Raw genomic sequence first — 26106 nt, 5'->3', positions numbered from 1 at the left:
AGTGCGCGGATGAACAGAAATACTGAACACGATACCCGCGAACATTTACTGGCAACCGGCGAGCGTCTTTGTATGCATCGCGGTTTCACCGGCATGGGCCTCAGCGAGTTGCTTAAAACCGCTGAGGTTCCCAAAGGTTCGTTTTATCACTACTTTCGCTCCAAAGAAGCGTTTGGCGTTGCGATGCTGGAAAGGCACTATGCCAGTTATCACGAGCGGCTTGCCATTCACTTCGCCAGTGGCGAAGGAAGCTATCGGGACCGTGTTCTTAACTACTATCAGCAAACGCTGACGCAGTTTTGCCAGCAGGGCATTATCAGCGGTTGCCTGACGGTAAAATTGTCTGCCGAAGTGTGCGATCTCTCTGAAGATATGCGCACGGCAATGGATAAAGGTGCCAGTGGTGTGATTGCGTTACTGGCCCAGGCGCTGGAAAAGGGTCGCGAGGAAAAATCGCTGAACTTTGCCGGGCATCCATTGACCCAGGCTCAGGTACTTTACGCGCTGTGGTTAGGCGCCAACCTGCAGGCCAAGATCTCCCGCAGTGCCGTCCCGCTTGAAAGCGCTCTGGCCCATGTGGAAAACAGCATCACAACGCCTGGCGTTTAACAGGCGTTTTTATTTATCTAAACACTAGACGACCGGTCTACTCAGGAGCCACTATGTCAGCAGAAAAATTATTTACCCCTTTGAAAGTGGGTGCGGTCACTGCGCCAAATCGCGTGTTGATGGCCCCCCTCACCCGCCTGCGCAGCATTGAGCCGGGTGATATCCCTACACCTCTGATGGGTGAATATTACCGCCAGCGTGCAAGCTCCGGTCTGATCATTTCTGAAGCCACCCAGATTTCTGCCCAGGCCAAAGGCTATGCCGGCGCACCCGGCTTGCACAGCCCGGAGCAGATCGCCGCATGGAAAAAGATCACCGCAGGCGTTCACGCTGAAGATGGCCGCATTGCGGTGCAACTGTGGCACACCGGCCGTATCTCCCACAACAGCATTCAGCCTGGTGGTCAGGCACCGGTTTCTGCTTCTGCGCTGAGTGCCGGAACCCGTACCTCTCTTCGTGATGAGAACGGCCATCCTGTCCGCGTGGATACTTCCATGCCACGCGCGCTGGAACTCAGTGAAATCCCCGGGATCGTCAATGATTTCCGCCAGGCGGTAGCCAATGCCCGTGAAGCTGGCTTCGATCTGGTTGAACTGCACTCCGCACACGGTTATCTGTTGCACCAGTTCCTCTCCCCGTCTTCCAACCATCGTACCGATCAGTACGGCGGCAGCGTTGAGAATCGCGCGCGTCTGGTGCTGGAAGTGGTTGACGCCGTTTGCCAGGAGTGGAGCCCGGATCGTATCGGTATCCGTGTCTCTCCGGTGGGAACATTCCAGAACGTAGACAACGGGCCAAACGAAGAAGCCGATGCGCTGTATCTGATTGAAGAGCTGGCGAAACGCGGTATCGCGTATCTGCACATGTCCGAGCCGGACTGGGCGGGCGGCGAGCCGTATTCCGATGCCTTCCGTGAAAAAGTTCGTGCGCGTTTCCATGGCGTCATCATTGGTGCTGGCGCGTATACGCCAGAAAAAGCGGAAGATCTGATTAACAAAGGTCTGATCGACGCAGTTGCATTTGGTCGTGACTACATTGCAAACCCGGATCTGGTGGCTCGTCTTGAACGTAAAGCAGAGCTGAACCCGCAGCGTCCAGAGAGCTTCTACGGCGGCGGCGCTGAAGGCTACACCGACTACCCTTCTCTGTAATCCCTCTATTGTCCATTGATAGCGGCGACAATTCGCCGCTATACTAAAACATCGTTTCTGTTCAAAAAGATAAGCCATTGAGTTGGTTAAGAGGAAATTATGCGCCTACTTCACACCATGCTGCGCGTTGGCGACCTGCAACGTTCTATCGCGTTCTACACTAACGTCCTGGGCATGCAACTGCTGCGCACCAGTGAAAACCCTGAGTACAAATATTCACTGGCATTCGTGGGCTATGGTCCGGAAAGTGATGAAGCGGTCATTGAATTGACCTACAACTGGGATGTCGATAGCTATGAGCTGGGCACCGCGTACGGTCATATCGCGCTGGAAGTGGATAACGCAGCCGAAGCATGCGAGCGTATTCGTCGCAATGGCGGTAACGTGACGCGCGAAGCGGGTCCGGTTAAAGGTGGTAGCACGGTCATTGCCTTTGTTGAAGATCCAGACGGCTACAAAATCGAACTGATTGAAGCCAAAGACGCCGGTCGCGGTCTGGGTAACTGATCCCTCCGGGCGCATTATGCGCCCGTTGTTTTACTGCATCCCCTCACAAAATTTGCCATAATACGCACTGCTTTTTTCCCCTTGTAAGAGACCCTGATGTCCGATAATGCTCAACTTACCGGTCTGTGCGACCGTTTTCGTGGTTTTTATCCTGTTGTCATTGACGTTGAAACAGCCGGATTTAACGCTAAAACCGATGCGCTGCTTGAGATTGCAGCCATCACGCTGAAAATGGATGAACAGGGCTGGCTTACACCGGACACCACGCTGCATTTCCATGTTGAACCCTTTGAAGGCGCAAACCTTCAGCCCGAAGCGTTGGCCTTTAATGGCATCGACCCGACCAACCCGCTGCGCGGTGCGGTCAGTGAATATGATGCCTTGCACGCCATTTTCAAAATGGTGCGCAAAGGGATGAAAGACAGCAACTGCAATCGCGCCATTATGGTGGCCCACAATGCCACCTTCGATCACAGCTTTATGATGGCCGCAGCAGAGCGTGGATCGCTCAAACGCAACCCGTTCCACCCGTTTGTGACTTTCGATACCGCAGCGCTGAGCGGACTGGCGCTGGGTCAAACCGTGTTGTCTAAAGCCTGCATCACTGCGGGGATTGATTTCGACGGCACGCAGGCGCACTCGGCGCTGTACGACACCGAACGCACTGCTGAATTATTCTGCGAGATCGTAAACCGCTGGAAACGACTGGGCGGCTGGCCGCTGCCCACGGGCGACAGCGAGGAATAAAAAAAGCGACCGGTTGGTCGCTTTTTTATGGCCGGTCGCAGCGAATTACTCTGCGTCTGGCTCTTCAGTTTTATACTTAGCAGCCGTCTCTTTAATCAGCTGCTGCAGTTCGCCACGCTGGTACATTTCGATCAGAATGTCGCAACCGCCAACCAGTTCGCCATCCACCCACAGCTGCGGGAAAGTCGGCCAGTTAGCGTATTTCGGCAGTTCCGCACGGATGTCTGCGTTTTGCAGAATATCAACGTAAGCAAAACGCTCACCACAGGCAGAAAGGGCCTGAACAGCCTGCGCAGAGAAACCACAGCTTGGCAGCTTCGGCGAACCTTTCATGTACAGCAGAATCGGGTTTTCAGCAATCTGGTGCTGAATTTTTTCAATAGTCGTGCTCATGTTTTGCTTCCTTTAACTTCTGTTACGGCAATCGCCTGTCATTGTAGCGGGTCTGACTGATATCGGAAAATAACATTTTCGTCACGTATATATATCTTAACGGTTGTCTGCTGAAGTTGCATCTGGAATGTCGTTTAACCACTCTCGTCTGTGGTCTTGCTCAGAGTGTGAACAAAAGCATTTCAGGATGATGAAAATATTTGCACTCGTTAACGAAACACAATTTTAGATTCAAAAAGTCTATTAACTTTTTATGTTTTTTTAGATTAGAATCGACAGGCTTTGTAAATCATACGCGGGTATTATTGATGGCCTGCACAATTTCAGGGGACTGCTCAGTGGCGCGGATAACAAAAATTTCGATCACGCTCTGTGCTTTACTGTTTACAACACTTGCTTTTATGCCAGCGGCTAACGCCTCCGAGCAGGCGCGGCACTCTGCTGTGCAAAAATCGCATCTGGCAAAAACCACAGAACGTAAGAAAAAAACCACCAGTAAAAACGAAAAGAAAAAAACAACGACTCACAAGAAACAACTCACCGCCAGCAAAACCACTCCGAAATCATCCCGCAAAGTCAGCCGCACTGCCTCCACTCTGGTGACTCAAAAATGCACTGCGCGTAAAGGATATAAAAAGAGCTGCGTGAATGTGAGCAAAACCGCGAAGCTGTCTGAGGTGCATAAAGTTCGCGTTCAGAAAGCGCAGAAAACCGCGATGAATAAATTGATGGGCCAGATTGGCAAACCCTATCACTGGGGCGGCACTTCGCCACGCACCGGTTTCGATTGCAGCGGTCTGGTCTATTACGCCTATAAAGACCTGGTGAAATTCCGCATTCCTCGTACCGCAAATGAAATGTACCACCTGCGCGATGCAGCTTCTGTTGAACGCGGAGCGCTGGAAAGCGGCGATCTGGTCTTCTTCCGTACGCAAGGTCGTGGAACCGCCGATCACGTGGGCGTTTATGTGGGTAACGGGAAGTTTATTCAGTCCCCACGTAGCGGCCAGGATATCCAGATCACCTCCCTCAGCGAAGACTATTGGGTTCGCCACTACGTCGGCGCTCGCCGCGTTATGACGCCGAAAACCATCCGTTAATCCCTGCCCTGTCAGATAACTGGCAGGGTAAGCGCCTCTTTTGTCTACCCTTTCGATCTGCTACTCTATCCCTGCATTTAATATGGTTATTAATGCGTAAAATATAATAAGGAGAGAAGCAATGTCGTTCGAATTACCTGCACTACCGTATGCAAAAGACGCCCTGGCGCCGCACATTTCTGCGGAAACCCTGGAATACCATTACGGCAAACATCACCAGACCTACGTCACCAACCTGAACAATCTGGTGAAAGGCACCGCTTTCGAAGGCCAATCCCTCGAAGAGATCGTGCGTAGCTCTGAGGGTGGCGTTTTCAACAATGCCGCTCAGGTATGGAACCACACGTTTTACTGGCACTGCCTGGCACCAAATGCAGGCGGAGAACCAAAGGGTGAGCTGGCATCAGCAATCACTGCCGCTTTCGGTAGCTTTGCAGATTTTAAAGCGAAGTTTACTGACGCCGCGATCAAGAACTTTGGTTCTGGCTGGACCTGGCTGGTGAAAGAGGCCGACGGCAAACTGGCTATCGTCTCTACCTCAAACGCGGGCACACCACTGACCACCAGCGCCACGCCGCTGATGACCGTCGATGTGTGGGAACATGCCTACTACATTGATTACCGTAACGCGCGCCCGAACTACCTTGAGCATTTCTGGGCGCTGGTTAACTGGCAATTTGTTGCGAAGAACTTCGCATCATAAGAGACACGCAGAAGGGGCTCCCCTTCTGCGTTTTTTCATGACTCTGTCGCGCTTACCGGTTCCGGCTGTTTACGGCCCGACACCAGCACCAGTAGCAGACCCAGCGCCGCAATGATCGCCCCCATCACCGGAACAAAGCTGTATCCCAGGCCGCCGGAGATCACCGCACCGCCCGCTGCCGCCCCCAGCGCATTACCCAGATTAAACGCCCCGATATTGACGGATGACGAAAGCCCCGGTGCTTCGTGGGCAACGCGCATCACACGCATCTGCAGCGGCGGAACAACCGCAAAAGTTGCCGCGCCCCACACCACCATAGCAATAGCCGCCCCAAACTCGTTGCGCGCCAACCAGGGAATCGCCACCATGATAACGATCAGCAGCGTTAAAAAGCCTTTCAGCGTACCGCTGACCGAACGATCCGCCAGCTTGCCGCCCAGATAGTTGCCAATGGAGAAACCTACGCCAATCAGCACCAGCATGGCCGTCACAAAGATCGGAGTGGCGTGCGTAATATCATGCAGAACCGGGGAAATATAGGTATAGAGCGTGAACATTGCGCCTGCGCCTAATACCGTCGTGAGCAGAGCCGACAGCACCTGCGGACGAACCAGCACCGACAACTCTTTACGGACATCAGGCCGCTCGCCCGCTTCTCCTTTTGGCAGCGAGAAGAACAATGCCACCATCGCAACGACACCTAACAGCGCCGTAGCGAGGAACGACATCCGCCAGCCAATGACCTCGCCCAGCCAGGTCGCCGCCGGAACACCGCCAATATTGGCAATGGTCAGCCCCATAAACATGGTGGCAACCGCGCTGGCCTGTTTGTGTTTTGGCACCACGCTTGCAGCCACCACCGAGCCGAGGCCAAAGAACGCGCCGTGGTTCAGGCTGGTCAGAATGCGTGACAGCAGCAGCGTGGTGTAATCAGGAGCCATCGCCGAGAGCACGTTGCCCAGCGTAAAAATCGCCATCAGGAAAATAAGGGCATTGCGGCGTGCGCGATGAGACAGCAGCAGCGTCATCAGAGGCGCACCAATCATCACGCCAATGGCGTAGGCGCTGATCAGCATACCCGCCGCCGGAATAGAGACGTCTACCCCTCTGGCAATAACCGGCAACAGCCCCATTGGGGAAAACTCGGTGGTGCCAATCCCAAAAGCGCCAATCGCCAGGGCCAGCAGAGGAAAATTGATTTTCATTGTTCAACTCCGGATGCCGTGTCATTACGCGACACAGAACTAAGAAGTCAAAAGCATGACATCAATCACAAAAAATGAGAAGTTAACAAATCAGCAAAAGATTTTTGCAATAAGGGTAACAATCAGAGAGGAGAACGAGGGAGAGTCTCTCCCCCGTTTAAATCAGTGCAGTGCAGCGGTCAGACCCGCAGCGACAATCAGAGCCAGAACAATAATAGTTGTCGTCAGCGAAAACTTAAGATCGGTACTCATCAATTTTTCTCCTTTTAATCTCCCCACGAATAGTGAGCTTGCTCATTTTTACACAGTTTACCCCAAAAATCTTCCTGGATTTAGGCTGATAACCGTTTTTGCTCTTCCCCTTTTCATCAAGATGAGACAAAATTCCACGCTAAATTTATAAGCGTACCGGCCACTGACCCCCTCCTGACGTTCTGAGTCGTTTTCCCGGCGTATCGCAATTTACATTGCGAGATAAGGGTGAGAGAAGGCAAACGTTTACCTTTAAGTATTTCAGGAGTTTAAGATATGGTCTGGAGTGACATGTAATGGCAACAATCAAAGATGTGGCGAAACGCGCAAACGTTTCCACTACAACCGTATCACATGTAATTAACAAAACCCGTTTCGTTGCGGAAGAAACGCGCAACGCGGTGTGGGCGGCGATCAAGGAACTGCACTACTCCCCCAGTGCCGTTGCGCGTAGCCTGAAAGTCAACCACACCAAATCTATCGGCCTGCTGGCCACCAGTAGCGAAGCGGCCTATTTTGCCGAGATCATCGAAGCGGTCGAGAAAAACTGTTTCCAGAAAGGCTATACCCTGATTCTGGGCAATGCCTGGAACAGCCAGGAAAAACAACGCGCGTATCTGTCGATGATGGCGCAGAAACGCGTCGACGGCCTGCTGGTGATGTGTTCTGAATACCCGGAGTCAGTACTTTCCATGCTGGAGGAGTACCGCCACATTCCGATGGTGGTGATGGACTGGGGTGATACCCGCGCTGATTTTACTGATTCCGTCAACGACAACGCCTTTGAAGGCGGCTACATGGCGGGCCGCTATCTGATTGAGCGCGGTCATCGTGAAATCGGCGTGATCCCGGGTCCGCTTGAGCGCAATACCGGCGCTGGGCGTCTTGCTGGTTTTATGAAAGCGATGGAAGAAGCGCTGATCACCGTGCCAGAAAACTGGATTGTACAGGGCGACTTCGAGCCGGAATCCGGCTATCGCGCGATGCAGCAGATCGTCTCCCAGTCGCACCGTCCAACCGCGGTCTTTATCGGTGGTGATATTATGGCGATGGGGGCTCTTTGCGCAGCCGATGAGCTCGGTTTGCGCGTGCCGCAGGACATTTCCGTGATCGGGTACGATAACGTGCGCAACGCCCGCTACTTCACCCCGGCGCTGACAACCATTCACCAGCCGAAAGACTCGCTGGGTGAAACAGCCTTTAATATGCTGATGGACCGCATCGTCAGCAAACGTGAAGAATCACAGTCGATTGAAGTACACCCGCGTCTGATCGAACGCCGTTCAGTTGCAGATGGTCCGTTCCGCGACTATCGCCGTTAATCTGAGGGGAGCCGGTTACTCCGGCTCCTTCAGCCACTCTTTGTTCAGCGTTTCACTGTCCCCCAGATAATCCAGCAGCCACGCCAGCGCAGGCGACATATCGTTTTGTTGCCAGGTCAGACAGCATGCCGCATCCGGGAAGGGATTTTCCAGCGTCAACGCCACCCACTCGCCGCGATCGATGCGAGGGCGAGCGAAGTGAACCGGCACCATCCCCACGCACAGCCCGGCGGAGAGACAAGTTGCCGAGGACTCCCAGTCTGGCGCAACCACGCGTCGCTGGTTATCCAGTAGCCAGGTAATGCGTTTAGGCAGCGAGCGGGAGGTATCCTCCAGCACCAGTGAAGGCCAGTTGCGCAACGTATCATCGCTCAGCGGGCCGTCCATTGCCGCCAGCGGATGATGGCGGGCGACAACGCAGGTCCAGCTCAATGAGCCCATATCCCGAAACGCATAGCGCCCACCCACCGGGATCGCCTGCGTCGCCCCGATCGCCATCTCTACCCTGCCATCCGACAGCGCATCCCACACGCCATTAAATACCTCCTGCGAGACGCGAAGTTCTACGTCCGAGAAATGGCGATAGAAGTCGACGATCATCTGCCGGGTGCGTTCGGGTTTAACGATATTATCAACCGCAATAGACAGATGCCCGCGCCAGCCATTGGCAATCTGCTGGCACTGTTCTCGCGTGATCATCATTTTTTTGATAACAGAGCGCCCTTCTTTCAAAAACCACGCGCCTGCTGGCGTTAGAACCACGTCGCGGTGACGACGCTCAAACAGCGGAACCGCCAGCCACTCTTCCAGCTGACGCACCGTATAGCTGATAGCAGAAGGAACGCGATGCAGCTCTTGCGCCGCACCGCTAAAGCTGCCATTGCGAGCGACCGCATCTACCACTTCCAGGGAATATTCAGACCACATTTTTTGCCTGCAAAATTTTTGAATGCAACCGCCAAATATTAGCGTTTCACAAGGCAGATTGCACTCCCTACACTTTGCGCCAGTGTGTACCTGCCTTCTTAGGAAAATATAACAATGCAACCCAACAAAGGATTTTTGGTCTGGCTCGGCGGCTTAAGCGTGCTGGGCTTTTTGGCCACCGATATGTATCTGCCCGCGTTCGCCGCGATGCAGGCCGATCTCCAGACGCCTGCTGCAGCCATCAGCGCCAGCCTGAGCGTGTTTCTGGCCGGCTTTGCCTTCGCCCAGCTGCTCTGGGGACCACTTTCTGACCGCTATGGCCGCAAGCCTGTGTTACTGATCGGCCTGGCTATTTTCGCGGCCGGTTGCCTCGGGATGCTGTGGGTGCGCGATGCCACCTGGCTGCTGGTCCTGCGTTTTGTTCAGGCCTTTGGCGTGTGTGCCGCCGCCGTCACCTGGCAGGCGCTGGTCACGGATTATTATCCGGCCTCACGGGTAAACCGTATTTTTGCCACCATTATGCCGCTGGTGGGTCTTTCTCCGGCGCTGGCACCGCTGCTCGGCAGCTGGATCCTGGTGCATTTTGACTGGCAGGCCATCTTTGCTACGTTGTTCATCATTACGCTGGCCTTAATGTTGCCGGCCTTGACGCTGAAACCTGCGCCGGCCAAAACCGCTGAGAATAATGAAAGCCGGGTAACCTTCCTGTCGCTTCTGCGTTCGCGCGCTTATCGCGGCAATGTGCTGATTTACGCCGCCTGTTCTGCCAGTTTTTTTGCCTGGCTCACCGGGTCGCCATTCATTCTGCATGAGATGGGTTACAGCCCGGCAGTGATTGGTCTGAGCTACGTCCCACAGACGATTGCTTTCCTGGTGGGCGGGTATGGTTGCCGCGCGGCGCTGCAAAAATGGCAGGGTCACCAGATGCTCCCCTGGCTTCTGGTTCTGTATGCCGCCAGCGTGATCGGCACATGGGCTGTCGGGTTTATACCCGGCGCGTCGTTGGTCGAAATCCTGATCCCGTTCTGTGTGATGGCCGTGGCTAACGGTGCTATCTACCCTATCGTGGTGGCCCAGGCTCTGCGCCCGTTCCCACAGGCAACCGGCCGCGCCGCAGCACTGCAAAACACTCTGCAATTGGGTCTGTGCTTCCTGGCGAGCCTGATTGTCTCTGCGCTGATTGCCACACCGCTGATGACCACCACCAGCGTGATGCTGGTTACCGTGGCGCTTGCCCTGCTGGGGTATCGCATGCAGGCGTCAGCGAAAGCGCTGACGGACGACAGCTCAAAGGCTGAATCGAGCCGGGCATAGTCGCGCATTGAATTATATTAAATTCATGTGATTAGGTTGCTAACAATTTTCTGTTGAATCACCTAATTATGCCGCCTATACTGAAACTGGCTTAGATAATTACGATAATTATTATGTGTTAACGGGAGCCGGAGTGCTCCCGTTTTACCATGGAAGGCTTTTCGGCAAGGGTTATCTCCCTTCCTCTGTTCTACGTCGGATATTAGCCTCACGGACACTCCGTGAGATTTCTCACAAACCCAAAAAAACAGCTACGCTGTTTGAAGGTTCTGATCACATACAGGTGATGGAGAAGCTATGAGTTCATCGTGTATAGAAGAAGTCACCGTACGGGACGATGACTGGTTCCGGATCGTTAATGAATTATTGAGCCGGGCAGGTATCACTATTAACGGACCTGCCTCCTCTGATATTCAGGTCAAACATCCCGATTTTTTTAAACGCGTTTTACAGGAAGGGTCCCTGGGGCTGGGCGAAAGCTTTATGGATGGCTGGTGGGAATGCGAGCGACTGGACCTTTTTTTCAACAGCGTTCTCCGCGCCGGACTGGAAAATCAGCTCCCCCGCCACCTGAAAGATACGCTTCGCATCGCCTCTGCTCGCCTGTTTAATCTGCAAAGTAAAAAACGGGCATGGATCGTCGGCAAAGAGCACTACGACCTGGGCAACGATCTGTTTAGCCGTATGCTCGATCCGCTGATGCAATATTCTTGCGCCTACTGGAAAGAGGCGACGACGCTCGAAGAGGCCCAGCAGGCAAAACTGCGATTGATCTGCGATAAGCTGCAGCTGCAGCCCGGAATGCGCGTGCTGGATATTGGCTGTGGCTGGGGCGGTCTTGCCTGGTTCATGGCAAAAAACTACGGCGTGAGCGTGGTGGGCGTGACGATTTCTGCCGAGCAACAAAAAATGGCGCAGGAACGCTGCGAAGGGTTAGATGTCACTATTTTGCTCCAGGACTATCGCGATTTAAACGATCAGTTCGACCGGATCGTGTCTGTCGGCATGTTCGAGCATGTGGGGCCTAAAAACTACGATACCTATTTCAGCGTGGCTGACCGCAACCTGAAACCAGACGGTATTTTCCTGCTACACACCATTGGTTCCAAAAAAACAGATCATTGTGTGGATCCCTGGATAAACAAATACATCTTTCCGAATGGCTGTTTACCCTCCGTTCGCCAGATTGCGACGGCCAGCGAGCCGCATTTTATTGTGGAAGACTGGCATAATTTTGGCGCGGATTACGATACCACCCTCATGGCGTGGCACTCCCGCTTCCTGGCCAGCTGGCCGGAAATCGCTGACAACTATTCTGAACGATTCAAACGAATGTTTAGCTATTATCTAAACGCCTGCGCAGGGGCTTTTCGCGCGCGTGATATTCAACTGTGGCAGGTCGTTTTCAGCCGCGGAGTGGAACACGGGCTGCGCGTCGCTCGCTAAAAAAATCCCCGGCTTGCCGGGGTATTTTTTATTCTTCTTCAGAGGCGAATTTCGCCGCCGATTCTTTTGCCGCCAGCACGCGCTCGACGGTATCCACAACTGCCTGGGTTTGCGGGTCGATTTCAATATTAATGCGATGCCCCAGTTTTTTACTGCCCAGCGTCGTGCGCTGTAAGGTTTCCGGAATTAAATGCACGCAGAAACGGGTTGGGGTCACTTCACCCACCGTCAGGCTAATTCCATCCACGCCGATAAATCCTTTATAAAGGATGTATTTCATTAATGTCGGATCCTGCACCTTAAACCAGATTTGACGGTTATTTTCTGAGGTCAGGATTTTAGAAATTTCCGCGGTTGTCATGATGTGGCCTGACATTAAATGCCCGCCAATTTCATCGCTGAACTTTGCCGCCCGCTCAACGTTAACCGTATCACCGACGACCAGTTCGCCCAGATTGGTAATACGCAGGGTCTCTTTCATCAGGTCGAAGCTAATACGGTTACCGTTAATTTCGGTTACCGTCAGACAGCAGCCGTTATGCGCAACCGATGCACCGGTTTCCAGCCCATCGAGCATATATTCCGGCAGCTCCACAACATGGGTTCGGAAGTTAGGTTTTTCATCAATGGACACCAGCTTGGCCGTGCCCTGCACAATACCCGTAAACATACTTACCACTCCTGTTTTATCCGAACGGCGATAACACCGTTTTAATCGCATCACAATAACAGCTGGAAAAAGAGGTTGCCAGTGAAGCGCCCGTTCTGGCGATTTTTTCACTAGATTAATAGGTAAAGCCCGCTACAATAGCTGGCATTCCCCCTGCATTTTCTTCTTACTGCCAGTGATGGCGGGTTTATTATTCTCTCAAATAACAACAAAACAAAAAGGTGTTCACGTGCAGAAGTACATGAATGAAGCGCGTCAGTTATTAGCCCTGGCTATACCGGTGATCATCGCGCAGGTCGCCCAAACCTCGATGGGCTTCGTCGATACGGTCATGGCCGGTGGCTATAGCGCGACGGACATGGCAGCCGTCGCCATCGGCACATCGATCTGGCTGCCGGCCATACTTTTCGGCCACGGCCTGCTGCTGGCGTTAACTCCCGTTATTGCGCAACTGAATGGCTCAGGCCGACGCGAACGTATCGCTCATCAGGTTCGCCAGGGATTCTGGCTGGCGGGATTTGTCTCCATATTCATCATGATTGTGCTGTGGAATGCCGGCCACATTATTCGTTCTATGCACAATATCGATCCCGCTCTGGCGGATAAAGCCGTCGGTTATCTGCGCGCCTTACTCTGGGGCGCGCCCGGCTATCTTTTCTTCCAGGTGGCGCGTAACCAATGTGAGGGGCTGGCAAAAACCAAGCCCGGGATGGTGATTGGCTTTATCGGTCTCCTGATCAATATCCCGATCAACTACATCTTTATCTATGGTCACTTTGGCATGCCGGAGCTTGGCGGCGTAGGCTGTGGGGTCGCAACGGCTTCCGTGTATTGGGTGATGTTTGCCAGCATGGTGTCTTATATCAAACGCGCGCGCTCTATGCGGGACATCCGCAATGACAGCCGTTTTGCTGCACCCGATATGACGGTTATGAAACGTCTGGTACAGCTGGGACTGCCCATTGCGCTGGCCCTGTTTTTCGAAGTCACTCTTTTTGCAGTCGTCGCTCTGCTGGTGTCGCCGCTGGGGATCGTTGACGTTGCGGGTCACCAGATTGCCCTGAACTTTAGCTCGCTGATGTTCGTTCTGCCGATGTCGCTGGCGGCAGCGGTGACCATTCGCGTTGGTTTTCGTCTGGGACAAGGCTCAACGCTGGATGCCCAAACCGCTGCCCGCACAGGATTGGGCGTGGGCGTCTGTATGGCCGCCTGTACGGCGATTTTCACCGTCGCCTTACGCGAGCAGATCGCGCTGCTCTATAACGACAACCCAGAAGTCATCACTCTGGCATCGCAGCTGATGTTGCTGGCCGCAATTTACCAGATTTCCGATTCGATTCAGGTCATCGGCAGCGGGATCCTGCGAGGCTATAAAGATACCCGCTCGATCTTCTTTATCACCTTTACCGCCTACTGGGTGCTGGGTTTGCCGACGGGTTATGTTCTGGCACTGACGGATCTGGTGGTCGATCGCATGGGCCCGGCAGGATTCTGGATGGGCTTTATTATCGGTTTGACCTCTGCCGCCATTCTGATGATGCTGCGTATGCGTTTTCTGCAACGTCAGCCATCCTCGGTTATTTTGCAACGCGCTGCGCGTTAATTATCCGCTAGCCGTCTCCGGGCGGCTACTTTCTCCGCACTTTGCACGCGAATGAAGCAATCGCGTGAAATACGGAAGAAAATTGCATTTTCCCTCTTGCCTCATCCCGTCACTGTCGCTAATATTCGACCCCGTTGTCACAGACAACATGATGCGTCCGTAGCTCAGTTGGTTAGAGCACCACCTTGACATGGTGGGGGTCGGTGGTTCGAGTCCACTCGGACGCACCATCAAAAAAATCTGCACAGTGCGTCCGTAGCTCAGTTGGTTAGAGCACCACCTTGACATGGTGGGGGTCGGTGGTTCGAGTCCACTCGGACGCACCATTTCAGTGTTTCACCTCTTTTTCTCCCTGATTTATTATTCTCGCTTAGCCCCCCCTCTTTGTTCGTTACACCTGCATCGTTATGACTTATCAGTTGTTCTCTTTGTGACTCTCCTGTTTCAGCAGGGCATATCGACAGAGCAGCGCATTGAGCGATATCTCCAGCTGACGTTGCTGCGCGCTGTTCAGCGGCTTGTCCTGGACAGACTCCACCAGCTGGCGCAACTGCTCTTCTGCCGGCACCGCGCTGTTAAATGAACGCGCGATCGTAAAGACCATCGTTTTGAGCTCGCTGCCGGTCATATAACTGCCGCGTCGTTCATCCAGCGCGTTGAGCCTGTCGGTGAGCTGCTGGAGCTGCGCCATGCCCTGATGCCAGCCATTCAGGCTCTCTGGCGGGAGCGCTGCCGAGTGCAGTTGATTGAGCCACTGCTGCGAAAGCGGGGCCGCCTGCTGAGGCCACAGCGCCTGCGCCTGTTGCACCAGCTGATTGCCATAGTCTAACGTCCAGTCCGGCGGCAAATTGCCGAGCCGTGACAGCTGTTCCTGGATCCGCCGTAGCCCTTCTTCCGGCTGAAGCGAAGTGGCTTTTGCCGCCTGTATCTGCGCCGCAGAGAGCGGCTCCGGCAATGTCAGGGAATCGTCCAGCTTCTGCGCCAAAAGCTCGGGCTGGTGCCAGTGCTGCCAGCCCCACAGCGACGCAGCGCCGACGGCCAACATCGTCACCATTCCGGCAACAAACGGCTTCCAGGGTTTTACCGTCTTCACCGCAGCAAGCTCGCTCTGCGGCTCGGACCGGGGAACATAGACCCATTGCTGGCTCTGCGCCGCCGCGCTGATTGCGATCTCGCTTTCACCGACGGACAGCGGCCTGGCGGTTGGTGCCATCACGGGCCCCTCTCCGCTCTCTCCTGCGCTGTTTTCCAGCCGTACGGCGTTGCTGTGTAACTGTTTACGCAGCGTATCAAGCTGACTCAGGTGTTTCAGTTCCAGACGTTGTAACACCTCACCCAACCCGCTGAGATGTTTTTCAGCCTGATAAAGCTGACCGAGATCGGCATAGCGAAACGTCAGGGTGCGCAATACCTGCTGCAAGCGATGGCTGAGCGTGCTGAGAATGTCCATTCGGGCATGCACGGGTTGGGGCCAGAGGTTTCCCCACTGATGCGTAATGAGCGCCTCCAGCACGGCCAACCCTTCATTCAGACCCTGCAATCCCGCGAGGCGTACCCGTGTCAGGGTGTACCAGGCCGCAGTCTGCAACTCCACGCCGTTTTGTTCGAACAGTGACTGACACAGCTTTTCTGCATATTCCCAGCGCACATCCGGGCGGGCCGGGTGGGTCAGTTTTGCCAGTTCATCACGAAGACTGGCGTAATCCGCCAGCGTACGCGGGTCTCCGCCCGTCTTAAGATGGTGTGTAAGAGTGTCGTTCATTTTTTGTATCCTTACATGAACCTACACGGCGACCCGTGGATTGAGGTCGTGCTGTTGATATTAAAGGGGCAATGGCAGCCGGCATGGAGGTATACATCCCGGACCAAATCTTTTAAGCGAGTGAAAACAATCTGTTATTTCACACATGCTACGCCCCTCATCAGGCTGAACAATAAGGCAGGCTCAACAGGATGTTAGAATTTATTTCCAGAAAAGCGGGGTTATCCCTCTTCACCTGATGACTCGTTAACGCCTCTTTACTCGCAGGCCGCGTGACTGTGGCGATTGCCAATGAAATATCGTCATCAGGAGAAAGCCCCTCTGGCGCAAAACATTTCCGCGCAGTAACAATTTTCAACGCGGTCTGATGCAATCCGCCGCTGAAACTACTTTTCTTTTTTCATCAATAAGTTATCCCGCGAATATGAACGCCATAAATATCATTGATATTGTTTGCTCATTACCTGTTTTCGACCACAATTATTCTTGCATGGCCCCTTTTCCATGGAGTCGGTAAAACAACAACGGGTGAACACGAATGAAAAAAATTGCAATTGTGGGTGCCGGGCCAACGGGTATTTACACCCTTTTTTCTCTTCTGAAGAAGAAAACTCCCCATTCGGTGACAGTCTACGAGCAAGCCAATGAAGCCGGGGTCGGGATGCCTTACAGCGATGAAGAAAACTCGCGCATGATGCTGGCAAATATTGCCAGTATCGAAATTCCGCCGCTGTTTTTGACCTACATCGACTGGCTGCGTAACCAAAGCACCGCGCATCTGGCCCGCTACGGCGTGCAAAAGAGCGAACTGCACGTCCGCCAGTTTCTGCCGCGTATCCTGCTGGGGGAGTACTTTCGCGATCAGTTTCTGACGTTAGTCCGCCAGGCCAGAGACTGCGGTTTTGAGGTGAATGTCCGCGAGTCATGTCAGGTGACCGATCTTGAGGCAACATCGGCCGGTATCCAGGTATGGGCAGAAAAGAGCCCTGGCCCGGAGCAGTATGATTTCGCGGTGATCGCCACCGGACACGTCTGGCCAGACGATGAAGACGCCACGCGATCTTTCTTTCCCAGCCCCTGGTCGGGTCTGATGGAAGCCAAAATTCCTGCCTGCCGGGTGGGCATTATGGGAACCTCGCTCAGCGGTCTCGACGCCGCCATGGCGGTGGTCATTCAGCACGGGGAATTCGTGGAGGCAGAAAATGATCGGATCGCGTTCAGACTCGATGAGGCAAGCGAAGCGCTTAAAATAGTGCTGATGTCTCGTTCGGGCATTCTGCCGGAGGCGGATTTTTACTGCCCTATTCCCTATGAGCCGTTAACCACGGTGACGGAAAAGGCGGTTAACGCCGAAATCGACGCCGGCTCAGACGGGCTGCTCGATCGCATTTTCAGATTAATGGTGCAGGAGCTGACGCAGGCCGACCCGCAGTGGAGCCACACCATCGGGCTTGCGTCATTAAATGTCGACAGTTTCCACGATGCTTATTTTGCCGCGCGTCACCAGCACGACCCGTTTAGCTGGGCCGAATCTAACCTTGATGAAGTGGAACGTAATAAACGCGATAAACGAACGGTCCCGTGGCGCTATACCATCCTGCGGATGCATGAAGTCGTGGAGGAGATCGTGCCATTCCTGCACGAACAGGACAGAGCGCGATTCAACGCCGGTCTCGCCCGCGTGTTTATTGATAATTACGCGGCGATCCCGTCGCAGTCTGTTCGTCGTCTTCTGGCGCTGCGTCAGGCCGGAATAATCAGCATTCTGGCGTTAGGCGCCGAGTATGAAATGGACGTACAGGATAATCTCACCGTGATCTCTGCGCAGGATCACCGCAACGAGTTTGACGTGTTTATTGATGCCCGAGGGCAAAAGCCGCTGAAGATAAAAGATCTGCCGTTTCCGACGTTGCGCCATCAGCTGGAGACGACCGGGGATGAGATCCCGGACGTCGGCGACGATTACACCTTGCTTGAGCCTGAGTGCGTACGCGGAAGGATCGCCTTCGGTGCGCTGCCCTGGCTGATGCACGATCAGCCTTTTGTTCAGGGGCTGACCGTTTGCGCAGATATCGCAGAGGCCATCGCCAGCGCCATCGAACAACCGGCGTCACGTTCCCGCCGTAAGCTGCCGTTTATTGAGCTTTGAATCAGGCCGTCCAGGGCGGATAAAATCCGCCCTGGAGCGGGAATGTTACTCGAAGTAAACCTGGGGATTCTCGGAGAGCGAGACGAAGTGGTGAGTGTCTTTATCCAGCGCACGGATCACGCCGCTTTCGATATCGTAAACCCAGCCGTGCAGGCGAATCGAATTATTACGCAGACCCACCGCCACCGACGGATGGGTTTTAATATTGTTTAACTGAGCAATCACGTTCTCCTCCACCATCGCGTTCACCTTGTCCGTTTCATTGTCCCAGGTTTTCTTTTCCACCACCGCTTTTGCGGCATCGGAATAGCGCAACCAGTGAGAAACAGCCGGCATCGGTTCCAGGTTCTGGTTAGCGGCAATCGCTTTCATTGCCCCACAGTTGGAGTGACCGCAAATCACAATATCCGTAACACCCAGCGCCACAACGGCGTATTCGATCGTCGCGGAGACGCCACCCGGCTCGGGGCCGAAGGACGGGACGATATTACCCGCATTACGAATGACAAAAAGCTGTCCAGGTTCCTGTTGGGTCACCAGTTCGGGGACCAGACGGCTGTCTGAGCAGGAAATGAAAAGCGCTTTGGGATTCTGGCTGGACGCTAAACTGCGGAAGAGTTCTTTACGTTGCGGGAAAATCTCTTTTTGAAAGCTGAGAAAACCTTCAATGATATGTTGCATAGCAATGTCTCTTTTATCTGTTTTAGTTTAGGCATGATCGCGATCACACTCTTAAAGTTTATCTGCCACTCTTCACTTCAGACAAGCAATATATTTTTGCCCTGATTGAATCACGATCTCATGGGCATTGGTCGTGATATCTTGCCCTTCGAATGCGCCGTACAGCCGGGTGAAAGCCACGTTATTCAGACGCTCGGTGATCGCCTGCACCACCTTTCCCGCCAGAGGCAGCATATTCGGGTAACTCCACATAAAAGAGACGCGGTCGGCGCCGGGAGTCACCTGCAAAATATCGCCAGCGAGCAACGCGCCGTCGCCGTTATCCCAGTGCAACACCGTACCGCCAGCAAAGTGACCTCCCAGGCGTAGCAATCGAACGCCGGGCAGAATATCCAGCGCGTCCCCTTCCCAGAAATGGAGAGCCGGGCTCTCGCGCATGACCCACTCGCGGTCGCTGGCATGAAGATAGACAGGCGCGTCGAATGCTGCCGCCCAGTCCTGCATGGTGGTGTAATAATGCGGATGCGAAATCGCAATGGCCTGAATGCCCCCAAGTGCGTTGATCAGCGCCCGGGTCGCCTGATCCAGATTGGCAATGCAATCCCATAACACATTGCCCTGCGGGGTGGTCAGCAGGAACGCGCGTTGGTTGATGGCAAATTTGGGCACCGTTTTGATACTGAAAAGACCCGGTTCATGCTGCTGCCACTTGTTGCTGTGGTGGTTCACCACGCTGGTGAGCGCCACCCACTGCTGCCCCTCGATGGGAACATACTGGCGCTCATCTTCGCAAATCGCGCACCGCTCAACGGCGCTTGATGCGGTGTCATACGATGTGCCGCAGGTTTTACAGAGTGTAATCATTCGCCCTCCCGTGCTGTTATCAGCAATGAGTATGGCAGGGATTGGCGTTACGTGCGGTGGTGTACTTCCGCCGACATTTTTGTCCTATAATCTGCCCACAGCAAAACTGAACTAAGCAGGTATATGATGGAAATCGATCTCGACAATCTGGTGTTTAACGGGCTGGAAGAAGCCGAAGAGCGCAATGCTGAACGTCTGGAAGACGCAGATAAAAAAGCTCAGGCGGTGGTTGCCGATGATGACTGCGGCGACGCCTGCAAGATTTGATCGCTCAAAAACGTTAAAAAAAGCACCGGATTTTCGGTGCTTTTTTTATGGGGTTTATTTGTTCACGCTGTCCAGCGCCTGCTGAGCACAGGCTTCATCAAGATGGCCGCCGGGCGCGCCGCCGATGCCAATCGCGCCAATCACCTCATCGCCCTCTTTTACCGGCAGTCCACCCGCCAGCAGCAGGAAACCGGGCACATCGCGCATATTCTGTGCGCCTGCGTTGCTTTGCGCGGCTTCCATTACTTTACCGGAGGCATTTTTGGTGCTGAGCGCCGTGTAGGCTTTCATTTCGCTGGCTTTCACCGTATGCGGGCCTGCGTTATCGGTTCGCTGCACCGCCTTCACCACGCCTGCGCGATCCACTACCGTTACGCTCACCTGATAATTTTTAGCGCTGCAGGCCTGAATGGCCGCGTTTGCCAGCGCATTGGCCTGTGCCAGGGAGATATTTTTCTGCGTCAGGGTTTCTGCCTGTGCGGATGCGCCGATCATTCCTGCCACCAGCGCGGCTACCGTCATTAACGTTTTCATCGCAATTCCTTGAATAGGGGGACAATGCGATCCTAACGGGACGGAGGAGGAAACGTAATTCGGTTGAATACGCAACCGACCTGGTAGTTATACGGATTGTAATTTGTCGTATTCGCGGATGGCCTGCACCAGGCTGCTCACGCCAAGTTTGGCGAACACCGCGGCGCGGTGCGCTTCCACCGTTCGCGGAGAGAGGTTCATTCGCGCCGCCACTTCTTTATTGCTGCGCCCTTCCATCAGCTCGGTCAGCACCTCATGCTCGCGGGCGGTGAGCTGTTCAAACAGCGCTTTAACCCGCGCGGTCTCCTGCCAGCAGAACGCCCGGCGCTGACTCTCTTCAAAGGCCCGGGCCAGTGTTTCAATAAGCTTATCGGCATCCAGCGGTTTGGTGAAAAACTCAAAAACACCGTTATGAAATGCCCGTCGACAGGCATCGACCGTCCCGTGGCCGGTCATAATCATCACCGGCAGCAACGGCCACGGCCACGCGCCCTCTTCCAGCCACGTCAACCCACCTTTGCCCGGCATGCGCATATCCAGCAGCAGGCAGCCTGCAAGCGCTGGCGAGTTGTTATAGCGGGCGGTAAAAGCCGCAATACTGGCAAATGCATTGACCTCCCAGTTCATCCCCGACAGGAGAAACGCCATTGATTCTCTGATGGAGGCATCGTCATCAATTAAATACACCACGTTAGCCATCTGTCGTTTCCTTGTCGTTTGCCAGCTGCAAAACGATTTGCGCCCCGCCCTGCGGCCTGTTGCCGAGCGTAATGCTGCCATTCATGCGAATCATCAGCGATTCCGTTAACGTCATTCCGAGACCAATCCCCTCTTTCCTGCCGCTGTAAAACGGCATAAACGCATTTTGTAATGCCTCAGGGCTGAATCCGGGCCCGCCATCAGCGACGGTGATGGCCGTCATATCGCCCTTGCGCTCACTGGAGATGTGCACCCAGCCGCGGGGATGGTCCTGCTGCGCCTGAATCGCATTGCTGAGAAGATTATGCAACACCTGCTCAAGCCACAGTCGGTCTGCCAACACCTTCGAAGCATCCGGGGCAAAGGCATGGCTCAGAGTTATGTGTTCCGCTCTGCGCTCATGTTCCAGCAACTCACCCACCTGTTGCCAGCACTGCGCCAAATCGGTTGCCCTTAGCGTCACCTTTTCCTGAATCACATGCTCACGAAAGCGCGTTAATAGCTCACTAATGCGCTGAGTCTGGATCAAGGCGGCATCGAGTGCCCGCGAGGCGGTCTGCGCATTATCCTGCGCCAGCTGCCGTTGCGCGCCCTGGATCCAGGTTTGTACCGCCGTCAGCGGCTGATTGATCTCATGCACAATACCCGCGGTGATTTCGCCCAGCGTGTTGAGGCGGGCGTGCTGATAGTATCGGGCACGCCGATCGGCATTTTGCCGCTGCAGACGCTGCCAGACCAAACCGCTCCCCGTCCCGATGACTACTGCCCATCCGAGGAACAGCAGCGGGAACGGGATCCAGGAGACCTGCAGCCAGTGCGGTTCCGCCTCTGCGGATAGCGTGAAGGGCTGCGTGGGTTGCGAAAAGGTGCGCTGCCAGTGCCAGAACGCCGCCGGTGAAGGCTCCGGGCCTATAGCCGACAGGCTCATTTGCAGATGGGAAAAGGAGTGGGCCGTTTTTAGCACCGGGCCGGCATCAACAAGCACCCGAATTTGCCGCCAGGGGTTGTACAGCCAGTAGCGACTGGCGTTGACGGGTTCAACGCGGGCAGCGTCAAGCGCACGGCCGTCGGTTTTTTCCAGGGCGAGGATTTGCGGGAATTTTTTACGCAGTGCGGGAAGATCTTCATCGCCGTTCAGCAGAGGCAAAACGGACTCATTCTGGGTCAGTAAGGCGCTCAGTGTGGAAAACAGCGCGCTGAACTCTCTGTCTCGCTCCCAGAACTGACGACGAATTTGTTCAGCGTACAGCAGAACGCTACTGAGCAGGCAGAGGATTATCCACAGTACCAGCGTGCGCCGGATCAATTTTTGGCTGTTCATTCGGTCTTCGGGCGGAGTGATCTTTGCCTTTGACCTTAGCAGGTTGCCCGTTTAAGAACAAAAAATGCCGATACGTTCAGGTATCGGCAGCACAGTTCGTTCCAGTATGTGAGGCGCGTACGGCGCAGTTCAGCGTGATGTTTTGTCATTGAACCACTCCGGATCGATGTTCGCCACATCTACGCCATACAGACTGGCAATAGGCAGGACCGATTCGATAACACGTTGCGCACTGTTCTCCGTCTCTGTTTTGGCGACAAAAAACCGCCGTAACGTATTCACCCAGTTTTGCATGGCTCCGACTCCTCGCTGTTGCGTCTGACCTAAGTTAAACACGCAAATTCGAGGCGATGGAAATATCAATATCGGCAGACGATGTGCAGAAACTGCAAATGTGTGGCTTTCCATCACTTATCTGTAACACCCTGTTCACTAATGCCTTTTTGCATATAGCAAAGAACGATTTCTTATTTGGCGATACAGAATGCTTATGGGAGCGTATCAGGACAAAACAAAAACAATGGATATCTGAGGGAACTATGGCTACACACAAAACGCGTTATCATCAACTCGCAATGGCAGTCGGTTTATTGACCGCAGGCGGCCTTCTGTCCGCTCAGGCTCAGGCTGACCAACTGGCCGACATTAAAGCCGCTGGCGTGGTAAAGGTCGCCACCTTCGATGCTAACCCGCCGTTTGGCTCTGTCGATGCCAAAACGCACGACATCGTCGGTTATGACGTTGATTTCGCCAAAGCGCTGGCAAAAACTCTGGGCGTTAAGCTGGAGCTGGTGGCCACCAACCCGGCCAACCGCATTCCGCTTCTGCAATCCGGTAAAGCCGATCTGATCGTCGCGGATATCACCATCACACCGGAACGTGCGCAGGTTATCGACTTCTCTACCCCCTATTTCGTCACCGGTCAGCAGTTCCTGGTCCCGGCGAGATCGGCGGATAAGCTGGATGATTACAGCAAAGCGCGTATCGGCGCGGTAAAAGGCACCACCGGCGAGCAGGCACTGCATCAGCGCTTCCCGCAATCCCGCGTCCTCTCCTATGACGATATCCCGCTGGCGTTAACCGCGCTTCGCAACGGTAACGTTCAGGCCATTACCCAGGACAGCACGATTCTGGCGGGTTTACTGGCTCAGGCTCCGGATAAAGCCAACTTCAAAATTTTGCCGGATCTGCTGAGTAAAGAAGAGATCGGCGTTGGGGTGAAAAAAGGGGAAACCGCGTTGCTCAAAGTGGTCAACGATGAGCTGGTGAACCTTGAGAAAAACGGACAAGCCGCCAAAATCTATGATGTCTGGTTCGGCCCGCAAACCGCGTCCCCTCAGCCTCGCGCCTTTAAAATAGAAGCCCAGTAACATGCTCTCAGGTCTATTTTCACGCTCCGCGGCCAGTGCCGCGGATTTTTCACATCTGGAACAGGCCAGCGTCGAATTTCGCGATGTGGTCAAACAGTACGGCGATCAGCCGGTTCTCGACGGGATCAACCTCAGCATCGCCGCGGGCGAAGTGGTGGCGATTCTGGGGCCGTCCGGTTCCGGTAAATCCACCTTAATTCGGCTGATCAATCAGCTGGAATCGCTGAACGGCGGCGAGATCCTGATTGATAATAAACCCACCCGTTTATTGACCGGCACAGCGCTTCGCCAGCTCCGCAGCCGCGTGGGCTTCGTGTTCCAGCAATTTAATCTGTACGCTCATCTCACTGCCAGCCAGAACATTAGCCTGGCGCTGGAGCATGTCCACGGCTGGACGCCGCCGCAGGCGCAGGAGCGCGCCCTGACGCTACTGGAAAAAGTCGGCATGGTGGAGAAAGCCAGCCACTATCCGGCCGAGCTTTCCGGTGGACAGCAGCAGCGCGTAGCGATTGCCCGTGCGCTGGCGTCGTCGCCACAAATTATCCTCTTTGATGAGCCAACCTCGGCCCTTGATCCCGAGATGATTGGCGAGGTGCTCCAGGTGATGAAAGCCCTCGCCCACAGCGGCATCACCATGATTGTGGTGACGCATGAAATGCAGTTTGCCCGCGAGATTGCCGACAGAGTGGTGTTTATTGACGGAGGACAGATTCTGGAAACCGCGCCACCGGAACAGTTTTTCCGCCATCCTGAACATCCGCGCGCCCGGCGTTTCCTGCAAAAGGTTCTGGATCCCCTTCATCAGGAGTCGGTGTAATGCCCGCGCTCGACTGGCAAGGCGTGCTGACCGGACAGCCCTTGCAGTGGATCTTATCCGGCTTTCTCACCACCCTGTGGGTGACCATCGCCGGGATGATCATCGCCAGCGCCTTCGCCCTGCTGTTTTTACTGTTGCGCCTGGCCGGAGGAAAAACTGGCCGCAGGATCGTCTCCGTCTGGGTCTCTCTGTTTCGCAACACACCGTTGCTGGTGCAGCTTTTGTTCTGGTACTTCGCCGCCTGGAACTGGCTTCCGCTCGTGGTGCGCGATGCGATCAACGCCGATCACAGCTGGTCCATCCTGCCGGGAAATGTCTGGTGGTTTACCCCTGAATTCTTATGCTCCGCCTGGGGTCTTGGCGTGTTTACCTCTGCGTTTCTGATTGAAGAGATTGAGTCCGGTTTGCAGGCTGTCTCCGGCGGACAACGGCAGGCCGTACTGGCGCAGGGGTTTTCCTCGTGGACGCTGTTTCGTCACATTTTGCTGCCTCAGGGACTGGCTAACGCCTGGCAGCCCGTCGTCGGCCAGTATCTGAATCTGATGAAACTCTCCTCACTTGCCAGCGGCATCGGTTTTGCCGAACTGACGTATCAGGTGCGACAAATCGAGAGCTACAACGCGCATGCGCTCGAAGCCTTTACCGTCGGTACGGTGCTCTATCTGCTGACCGGCGTGCTGCTGGGTTTGGTGCTGGTTAAACTTGGGCCATCCACAACCCGGCGTTCTCAACGCTCGGCTCAGATGCCCGTCGCGTCAGGGAGTGAAAACGCATGATCGCCGGATTCACCATTATTACCGATAATCTTGATTATCTGCTCTGGGGCCGTCTGTCCGCCGGACAGCCCGGCGGGGTGTTGCTGACGCTGCTGATGGCGCTGGGTGCGGCCGCTCTGGCGTTACCGGCGGGGATTGTGCTGGCCGGTCTGGCATGGCGTTTCCCTGGGATCGTGCGCAGGATGTTGTTTTTATGGGCCGAGGTGATTCGCGGGATCCCGCTTATCTTTGTGATTTTCTGGATGTGGTATCTGTTGCCGCTGATCACCGGTGGCGATCTGCCTGGCGCGCTGACCGTAACGCTGGCGCTGGCCTGGTTCACCGCTGCCGCCGTGATGCACTCTGTGCTGGCTGGTTTGCGGGCCTTGCCCCATGGTCAGTACGAAGCAGCGCTGACGCAGGGTTTTGGTACGCAGCAGACGCTGTGGCTGATTCTGCTGCCGCAGGTACTGCGTACGATTTTGCCGTCTCTGCTGGGCATCTTTATTAGTCTGCTGAAAGACACCTCGCTGGCCTTTATTGTCAACGTCCCGGAGCTGACCACCGTGGCCGGGCAAGTGAATAACCGGGTGCAAATCTACCCGGCGGCGATCTTTATCTTTACGGGCGTTGTCTACTACCTTCTTTGCTGTTCCCTTGAGCAAATAGCCAAACGCTGGCGGATTAACCAGCCAGCGCTTTAACCACCGTCTCCATGGCTTCTGTTGTCAGTTCGCTGCGTTTCACGCGCTGGTTCGCCAGTGCGGTGCGCAGCACTCCTGCAATCACAATATGCTTTGGCTCCTGCCCTAAATCACGCATTTCAAGCACCACTTTCCCCACCACCCGGCACATCTCCTGGTAAAGCGCTTCGTCTTTGGTCACATTGCCCATTGCCATCACTCCATTGCCTTAAAGGAGCAGCTTAAATGATTAAC

Annotated in this window: 29 protein-coding genes and 2 tRNA genes; 18 read left to right on the top strand and 13 right to left on the bottom strand. The window is 54.6% G+C overall.

What is annotated here, in order from left to right; genetic code table 11:
* Positions 1–9: 9 nt before the first annotated feature.
* The 4 genes from SOM82_RS09085 (at position 10) to rnt (ending at position 3014) form a co-directional block, all read left to right on the top strand.
* Entirely contained in the window at positions 10–609 is a 600-nt protein-coding gene (locus tag SOM82_RS09085) for a TetR/AcrR family transcriptional regulator (RefSeq protein ID WP_320459343.1), read from the top strand.
* A gap of 53 nt (positions 610–662) precedes the next feature.
* Positions 663–1760, top strand: a complete 1098-nt coding sequence (locus tag SOM82_RS09080; protein ID WP_320459342.1) for an alkene reductase — start codon at positions 663–665, stop codon at positions 1758–1760.
* Between the two features lie 99 nt (positions 1761–1859).
* On the top strand, positions 1860–2267 hold the full coding sequence (gloA, locus tag SOM82_RS09075; RefSeq protein WP_320459341.1) for a lactoylglutathione lyase: 408 nt from the start codon (positions 1860–1862) through the stop codon (positions 2265–2267).
* 96 nt (positions 2268–2363) lie between these two features.
* Positions 2364–3014, top strand: a complete 651-nt coding sequence (rnt, locus tag SOM82_RS09070) for a ribonuclease T (protein WP_154125248.1) — start codon at positions 2364–2366, stop codon at positions 3012–3014.
* 45 nt (positions 3015–3059) lie between these two features.
* Here the strand turns inward: rnt and grxD are convergent, their stop codons facing one another.
* Complete coding sequence (gene grxD / locus SOM82_RS09065; RefSeq protein ID WP_154125247.1) at positions 3060–3407, bottom strand: monothiol glutaredoxin 4; 348 nt, start codon at positions 3405–3407, stop codon at positions 3060–3062.
* 338 nt (positions 3408–3745) lie between these two features.
* On the opposite strand from grxD, the gene SOM82_RS09060 reads away from it, so the two are divergent.
* Positions 3746–4507 (top strand): C40 family peptidase, encoded by a 762-nt coding sequence (locus SOM82_RS09060; RefSeq protein WP_320459340.1) that lies wholly within the window; start codon positions 3746–3748, stop codon positions 4505–4507.
* Positions 4508–4628: 121 nt separating this feature from the next.
* The gene (gene sodB, locus SOM82_RS09055) at positions 4629–5210 is read left to right on the top strand and encodes a superoxide dismutase [Fe] (RefSeq protein WP_320459339.1); all 582 of its coding nucleotides are present in this window, start codon (positions 4629–4631) and stop codon (positions 5208–5210) included.
* A gap of 35 nt (positions 5211–5245) precedes the next feature.
* Here sodB and SOM82_RS09050 read toward each other — a convergent pair whose 3' ends face one another.
* On the bottom strand, positions 5246–6415 hold the full coding sequence (locus SOM82_RS09050; RefSeq protein WP_320459338.1) for an MFS transporter: 1170 nt from the start codon (positions 6413–6415) through the stop codon (positions 5246–5248).
* Positions 6416–6577: 162 nt separating this feature from the next.
* Positions 6578–6667 (bottom strand): cytochrome bd-I oxidase subunit CydH, encoded by a 90-nt coding sequence (gene cydH, locus SOM82_RS09045; RefSeq protein WP_100780411.1) that lies wholly within the window; start codon positions 6665–6667, stop codon positions 6578–6580.
* Positions 6668–6963: 296 nt separating this feature from the next.
* On the opposite strand from cydH, the gene purR reads away from it, so the two are divergent.
* Positions 6964–7989, top strand: coding sequence for an HTH-type transcriptional repressor PurR (gene purR, locus SOM82_RS09040; protein ID WP_095281798.1), 1026 nt, complete (start codon positions 6964–6966; stop codon positions 7987–7989).
* Between the two features lie 15 nt (positions 7990–8004).
* Here the strand turns inward: purR and punR are convergent, their stop codons facing one another.
* A complete protein-coding gene (gene punR, locus SOM82_RS09035; RefSeq protein WP_154125243.1) occupies positions 8005–8916 on the bottom strand; it encodes a DNA-binding transcriptional activator PunR in 912 nt (303 codons plus the stop codon).
* Between the two features lie 114 nt (positions 8917–9030).
* Here punR and punC point away from each other — a divergent pair, with 114 nt between their 5' ends.
* Entirely contained in the window at positions 9031–10230 is a 1200-nt protein-coding gene (punC, locus tag SOM82_RS09030; protein ID WP_320459337.1) for a purine nucleoside transporter PunC, read from the top strand.
* A 297-nt stretch (positions 10231–10527) separates the two neighbouring features.
* Positions 10528–11676 (top strand): cyclopropane fatty acyl phospholipid synthase, encoded by a 1149-nt coding sequence (cfa, locus tag SOM82_RS09025; RefSeq protein WP_320459336.1) that lies wholly within the window; start codon positions 10528–10530, stop codon positions 11674–11676.
* 28 nt (positions 11677–11704) lie between these two features.
* On the opposite strand, the gene SOM82_RS09020 is transcribed toward cfa, so the two are convergent.
* On the bottom strand, positions 11705–12346 hold the full coding sequence (locus SOM82_RS09020; protein WP_320459335.1) for a riboflavin synthase subunit alpha: 642 nt from the start codon (positions 12344–12346) through the stop codon (positions 11705–11707).
* 229 nt (positions 12347–12575) lie between these two features.
* Between SOM82_RS09020 and mdtK the strand changes: the two genes are divergently transcribed.
* The 3 genes from mdtK to SOM82_RS09005 all read left to right on the top strand — a co-directional run bounded on the left by mdtK (position 12576) and on the right by SOM82_RS09005 (position 14275).
* Positions 12576–13949: an MdtK family multidrug efflux MATE transporter gene (gene mdtK, locus SOM82_RS09015; RefSeq protein WP_320459334.1), complete on the top strand. Its 1374-nt coding sequence runs from the start codon at positions 12576–12578 to the stop codon at positions 13947–13949.
* Positions 13950–14102: 153 nt separating this feature from the next.
* Positions 14103–14179, top strand: a tRNA-Val gene (locus tag SOM82_RS09010).
* A 19-nt stretch (positions 14180–14198) separates the two neighbouring features.
* A tRNA-Val gene (locus SOM82_RS09005) sits at positions 14199–14275 on the top strand.
* Positions 14276–14364: 89 nt separating this feature from the next.
* Here SOM82_RS09005 and SOM82_RS09000 read toward each other — a convergent pair.
* Complete coding sequence (locus SOM82_RS09000; protein WP_320459333.1) at positions 14365–15711, bottom strand: VasL domain-containing protein; 1347 nt, start codon at positions 15709–15711, stop codon at positions 14365–14367.
* A 538-nt stretch (positions 15712–16249) separates the two neighbouring features.
* Here SOM82_RS09000 and SOM82_RS08995 point away from each other — a divergent pair.
* Positions 16250–17860 (top strand): FAD-NAD(P)-binding protein, encoded by a 1611-nt coding sequence (locus SOM82_RS08995; RefSeq protein WP_320459332.1) that lies wholly within the window; start codon positions 16250–16252, stop codon positions 17858–17860.
* Positions 17861–17905: 45 nt separating this feature from the next.
* Here the strand turns inward: SOM82_RS08995 and SOM82_RS08990 are convergent, their stop codons facing one another.
* Together SOM82_RS08990 and SOM82_RS08985 are read right to left on the bottom strand one after the other, a co-directional pair.
* Complete coding sequence (locus tag SOM82_RS08990; RefSeq protein ID WP_320459331.1) at positions 17906–18541, bottom strand: carbonic anhydrase; 636 nt, start codon at positions 18539–18541, stop codon at positions 17906–17908.
* A 72-nt stretch (positions 18542–18613) separates the two neighbouring features.
* On the bottom strand, positions 18614–19405 hold the full coding sequence (locus SOM82_RS08985; RefSeq protein ID WP_320459330.1) for an MBL fold metallo-hydrolase: 792 nt from the start codon (positions 19403–19405) through the stop codon (positions 18614–18616).
* A 126-nt stretch (positions 19406–19531) separates the two neighbouring features.
* Between SOM82_RS08985 and SOM82_RS08980 the strand changes: the two genes are divergently transcribed.
* Complete coding sequence (locus SOM82_RS08980) at positions 19532–19672, top strand: hypothetical protein (protein WP_154125894.1); 141 nt, start codon at positions 19532–19534, stop codon at positions 19670–19672.
* Between the two features lie 54 nt (positions 19673–19726).
* Here the strand turns inward: SOM82_RS08980 and SOM82_RS08975 are convergent, their stop codons facing one another.
* From SOM82_RS08975 to SOM82_RS08960, 4 genes are all read right to left on the bottom strand, one after another.
* The gene (locus SOM82_RS08975; RefSeq protein ID WP_320459329.1) at positions 19727–20206 is read right to left on the bottom strand and encodes a GlcG/HbpS family heme-binding protein; all 480 of its coding nucleotides are present in this window, start codon (positions 20204–20206) and stop codon (positions 19727–19729) included.
* Between the two features lie 87 nt (positions 20207–20293).
* Entirely contained in the window at positions 20294–20905 is a 612-nt protein-coding gene (locus SOM82_RS08970) for a response regulator transcription factor (protein ID WP_320459328.1), read from the bottom strand.
* Positions 20898–22226, bottom strand: coding sequence for a sensor histidine kinase (locus SOM82_RS08965; protein WP_320459327.1), 1329 nt, complete (start codon positions 22224–22226; stop codon positions 20898–20900). Before SOM82_RS08965 ends, SOM82_RS08970 begins: the two co-directional genes overlap by 8 nt.
* 129 nt (positions 22227–22355) lie before the next feature.
* Entirely contained in the window at positions 22356–22520 is a 165-nt protein-coding gene (locus tag SOM82_RS08960; protein ID WP_320459326.1) for a hypothetical protein, read from the bottom strand.
* 245 nt (positions 22521–22765) lie between these two features.
* Here SOM82_RS08960 and SOM82_RS08955 point away from each other — a divergent pair, with 245 nt between their 5' ends.
* From SOM82_RS08955 to SOM82_RS08940, 4 genes are read left to right on the top strand one after another with little or no spacing between them, the layout of a single operon-like run.
* Complete coding sequence (locus SOM82_RS08955) at positions 22766–23596, top strand: ABC transporter substrate-binding protein (protein WP_320459325.1); 831 nt, start codon at positions 22766–22768, stop codon at positions 23594–23596.
* 1 nt (position 23597) lies between these two features.
* Positions 23598–24413, top strand: coding sequence for an amino acid ABC transporter ATP-binding protein (locus tag SOM82_RS08950; RefSeq protein WP_320459324.1), 816 nt, complete (start codon positions 23598–23600; stop codon positions 24411–24413).
* Positions 24413–25189, top strand: a complete 777-nt coding sequence (locus SOM82_RS08945) for an amino acid ABC transporter permease (RefSeq protein ID WP_320459323.1) — start codon at positions 24413–24415, stop codon at positions 25187–25189. The genes SOM82_RS08950 and SOM82_RS08945 overlap by 1 nt, the downstream gene beginning before the upstream one ends.
* A complete protein-coding gene (locus SOM82_RS08940; RefSeq protein WP_320459322.1) occupies positions 25186–25872 on the top strand; it encodes an amino acid ABC transporter permease in 687 nt (228 codons plus the stop codon). The genes SOM82_RS08945 and SOM82_RS08940 overlap by 4 nt, the downstream gene beginning before the upstream one ends.
* Here SOM82_RS08940 and fumD read toward each other — a convergent pair.
* Positions 25853–26062, bottom strand: a complete 210-nt coding sequence (fumD, locus tag SOM82_RS08935; protein WP_008500615.1) for a fumarate hydratase FumD — start codon at positions 26060–26062, stop codon at positions 25853–25855. The two genes, SOM82_RS08940 and fumD, sit on opposite strands and share 20 nt — an antisense overlap.
* Positions 26063–26106: the final 44 nt, after the last annotated feature.

It is taken from the genome of Lelliottia sp. CFBP8978 (genome assembly GCF_034046055.2).
In the GTDB taxonomy this organism is placed as follows: Bacteria; Pseudomonadota; Gammaproteobacteria; order Enterobacterales; family Enterobacteriaceae; genus Enterobacter.
The sequence above is the reverse complement of the archived record's forward strand: the minus strand, read 5'-3'. Positions and strand labels throughout refer to the sequence as shown.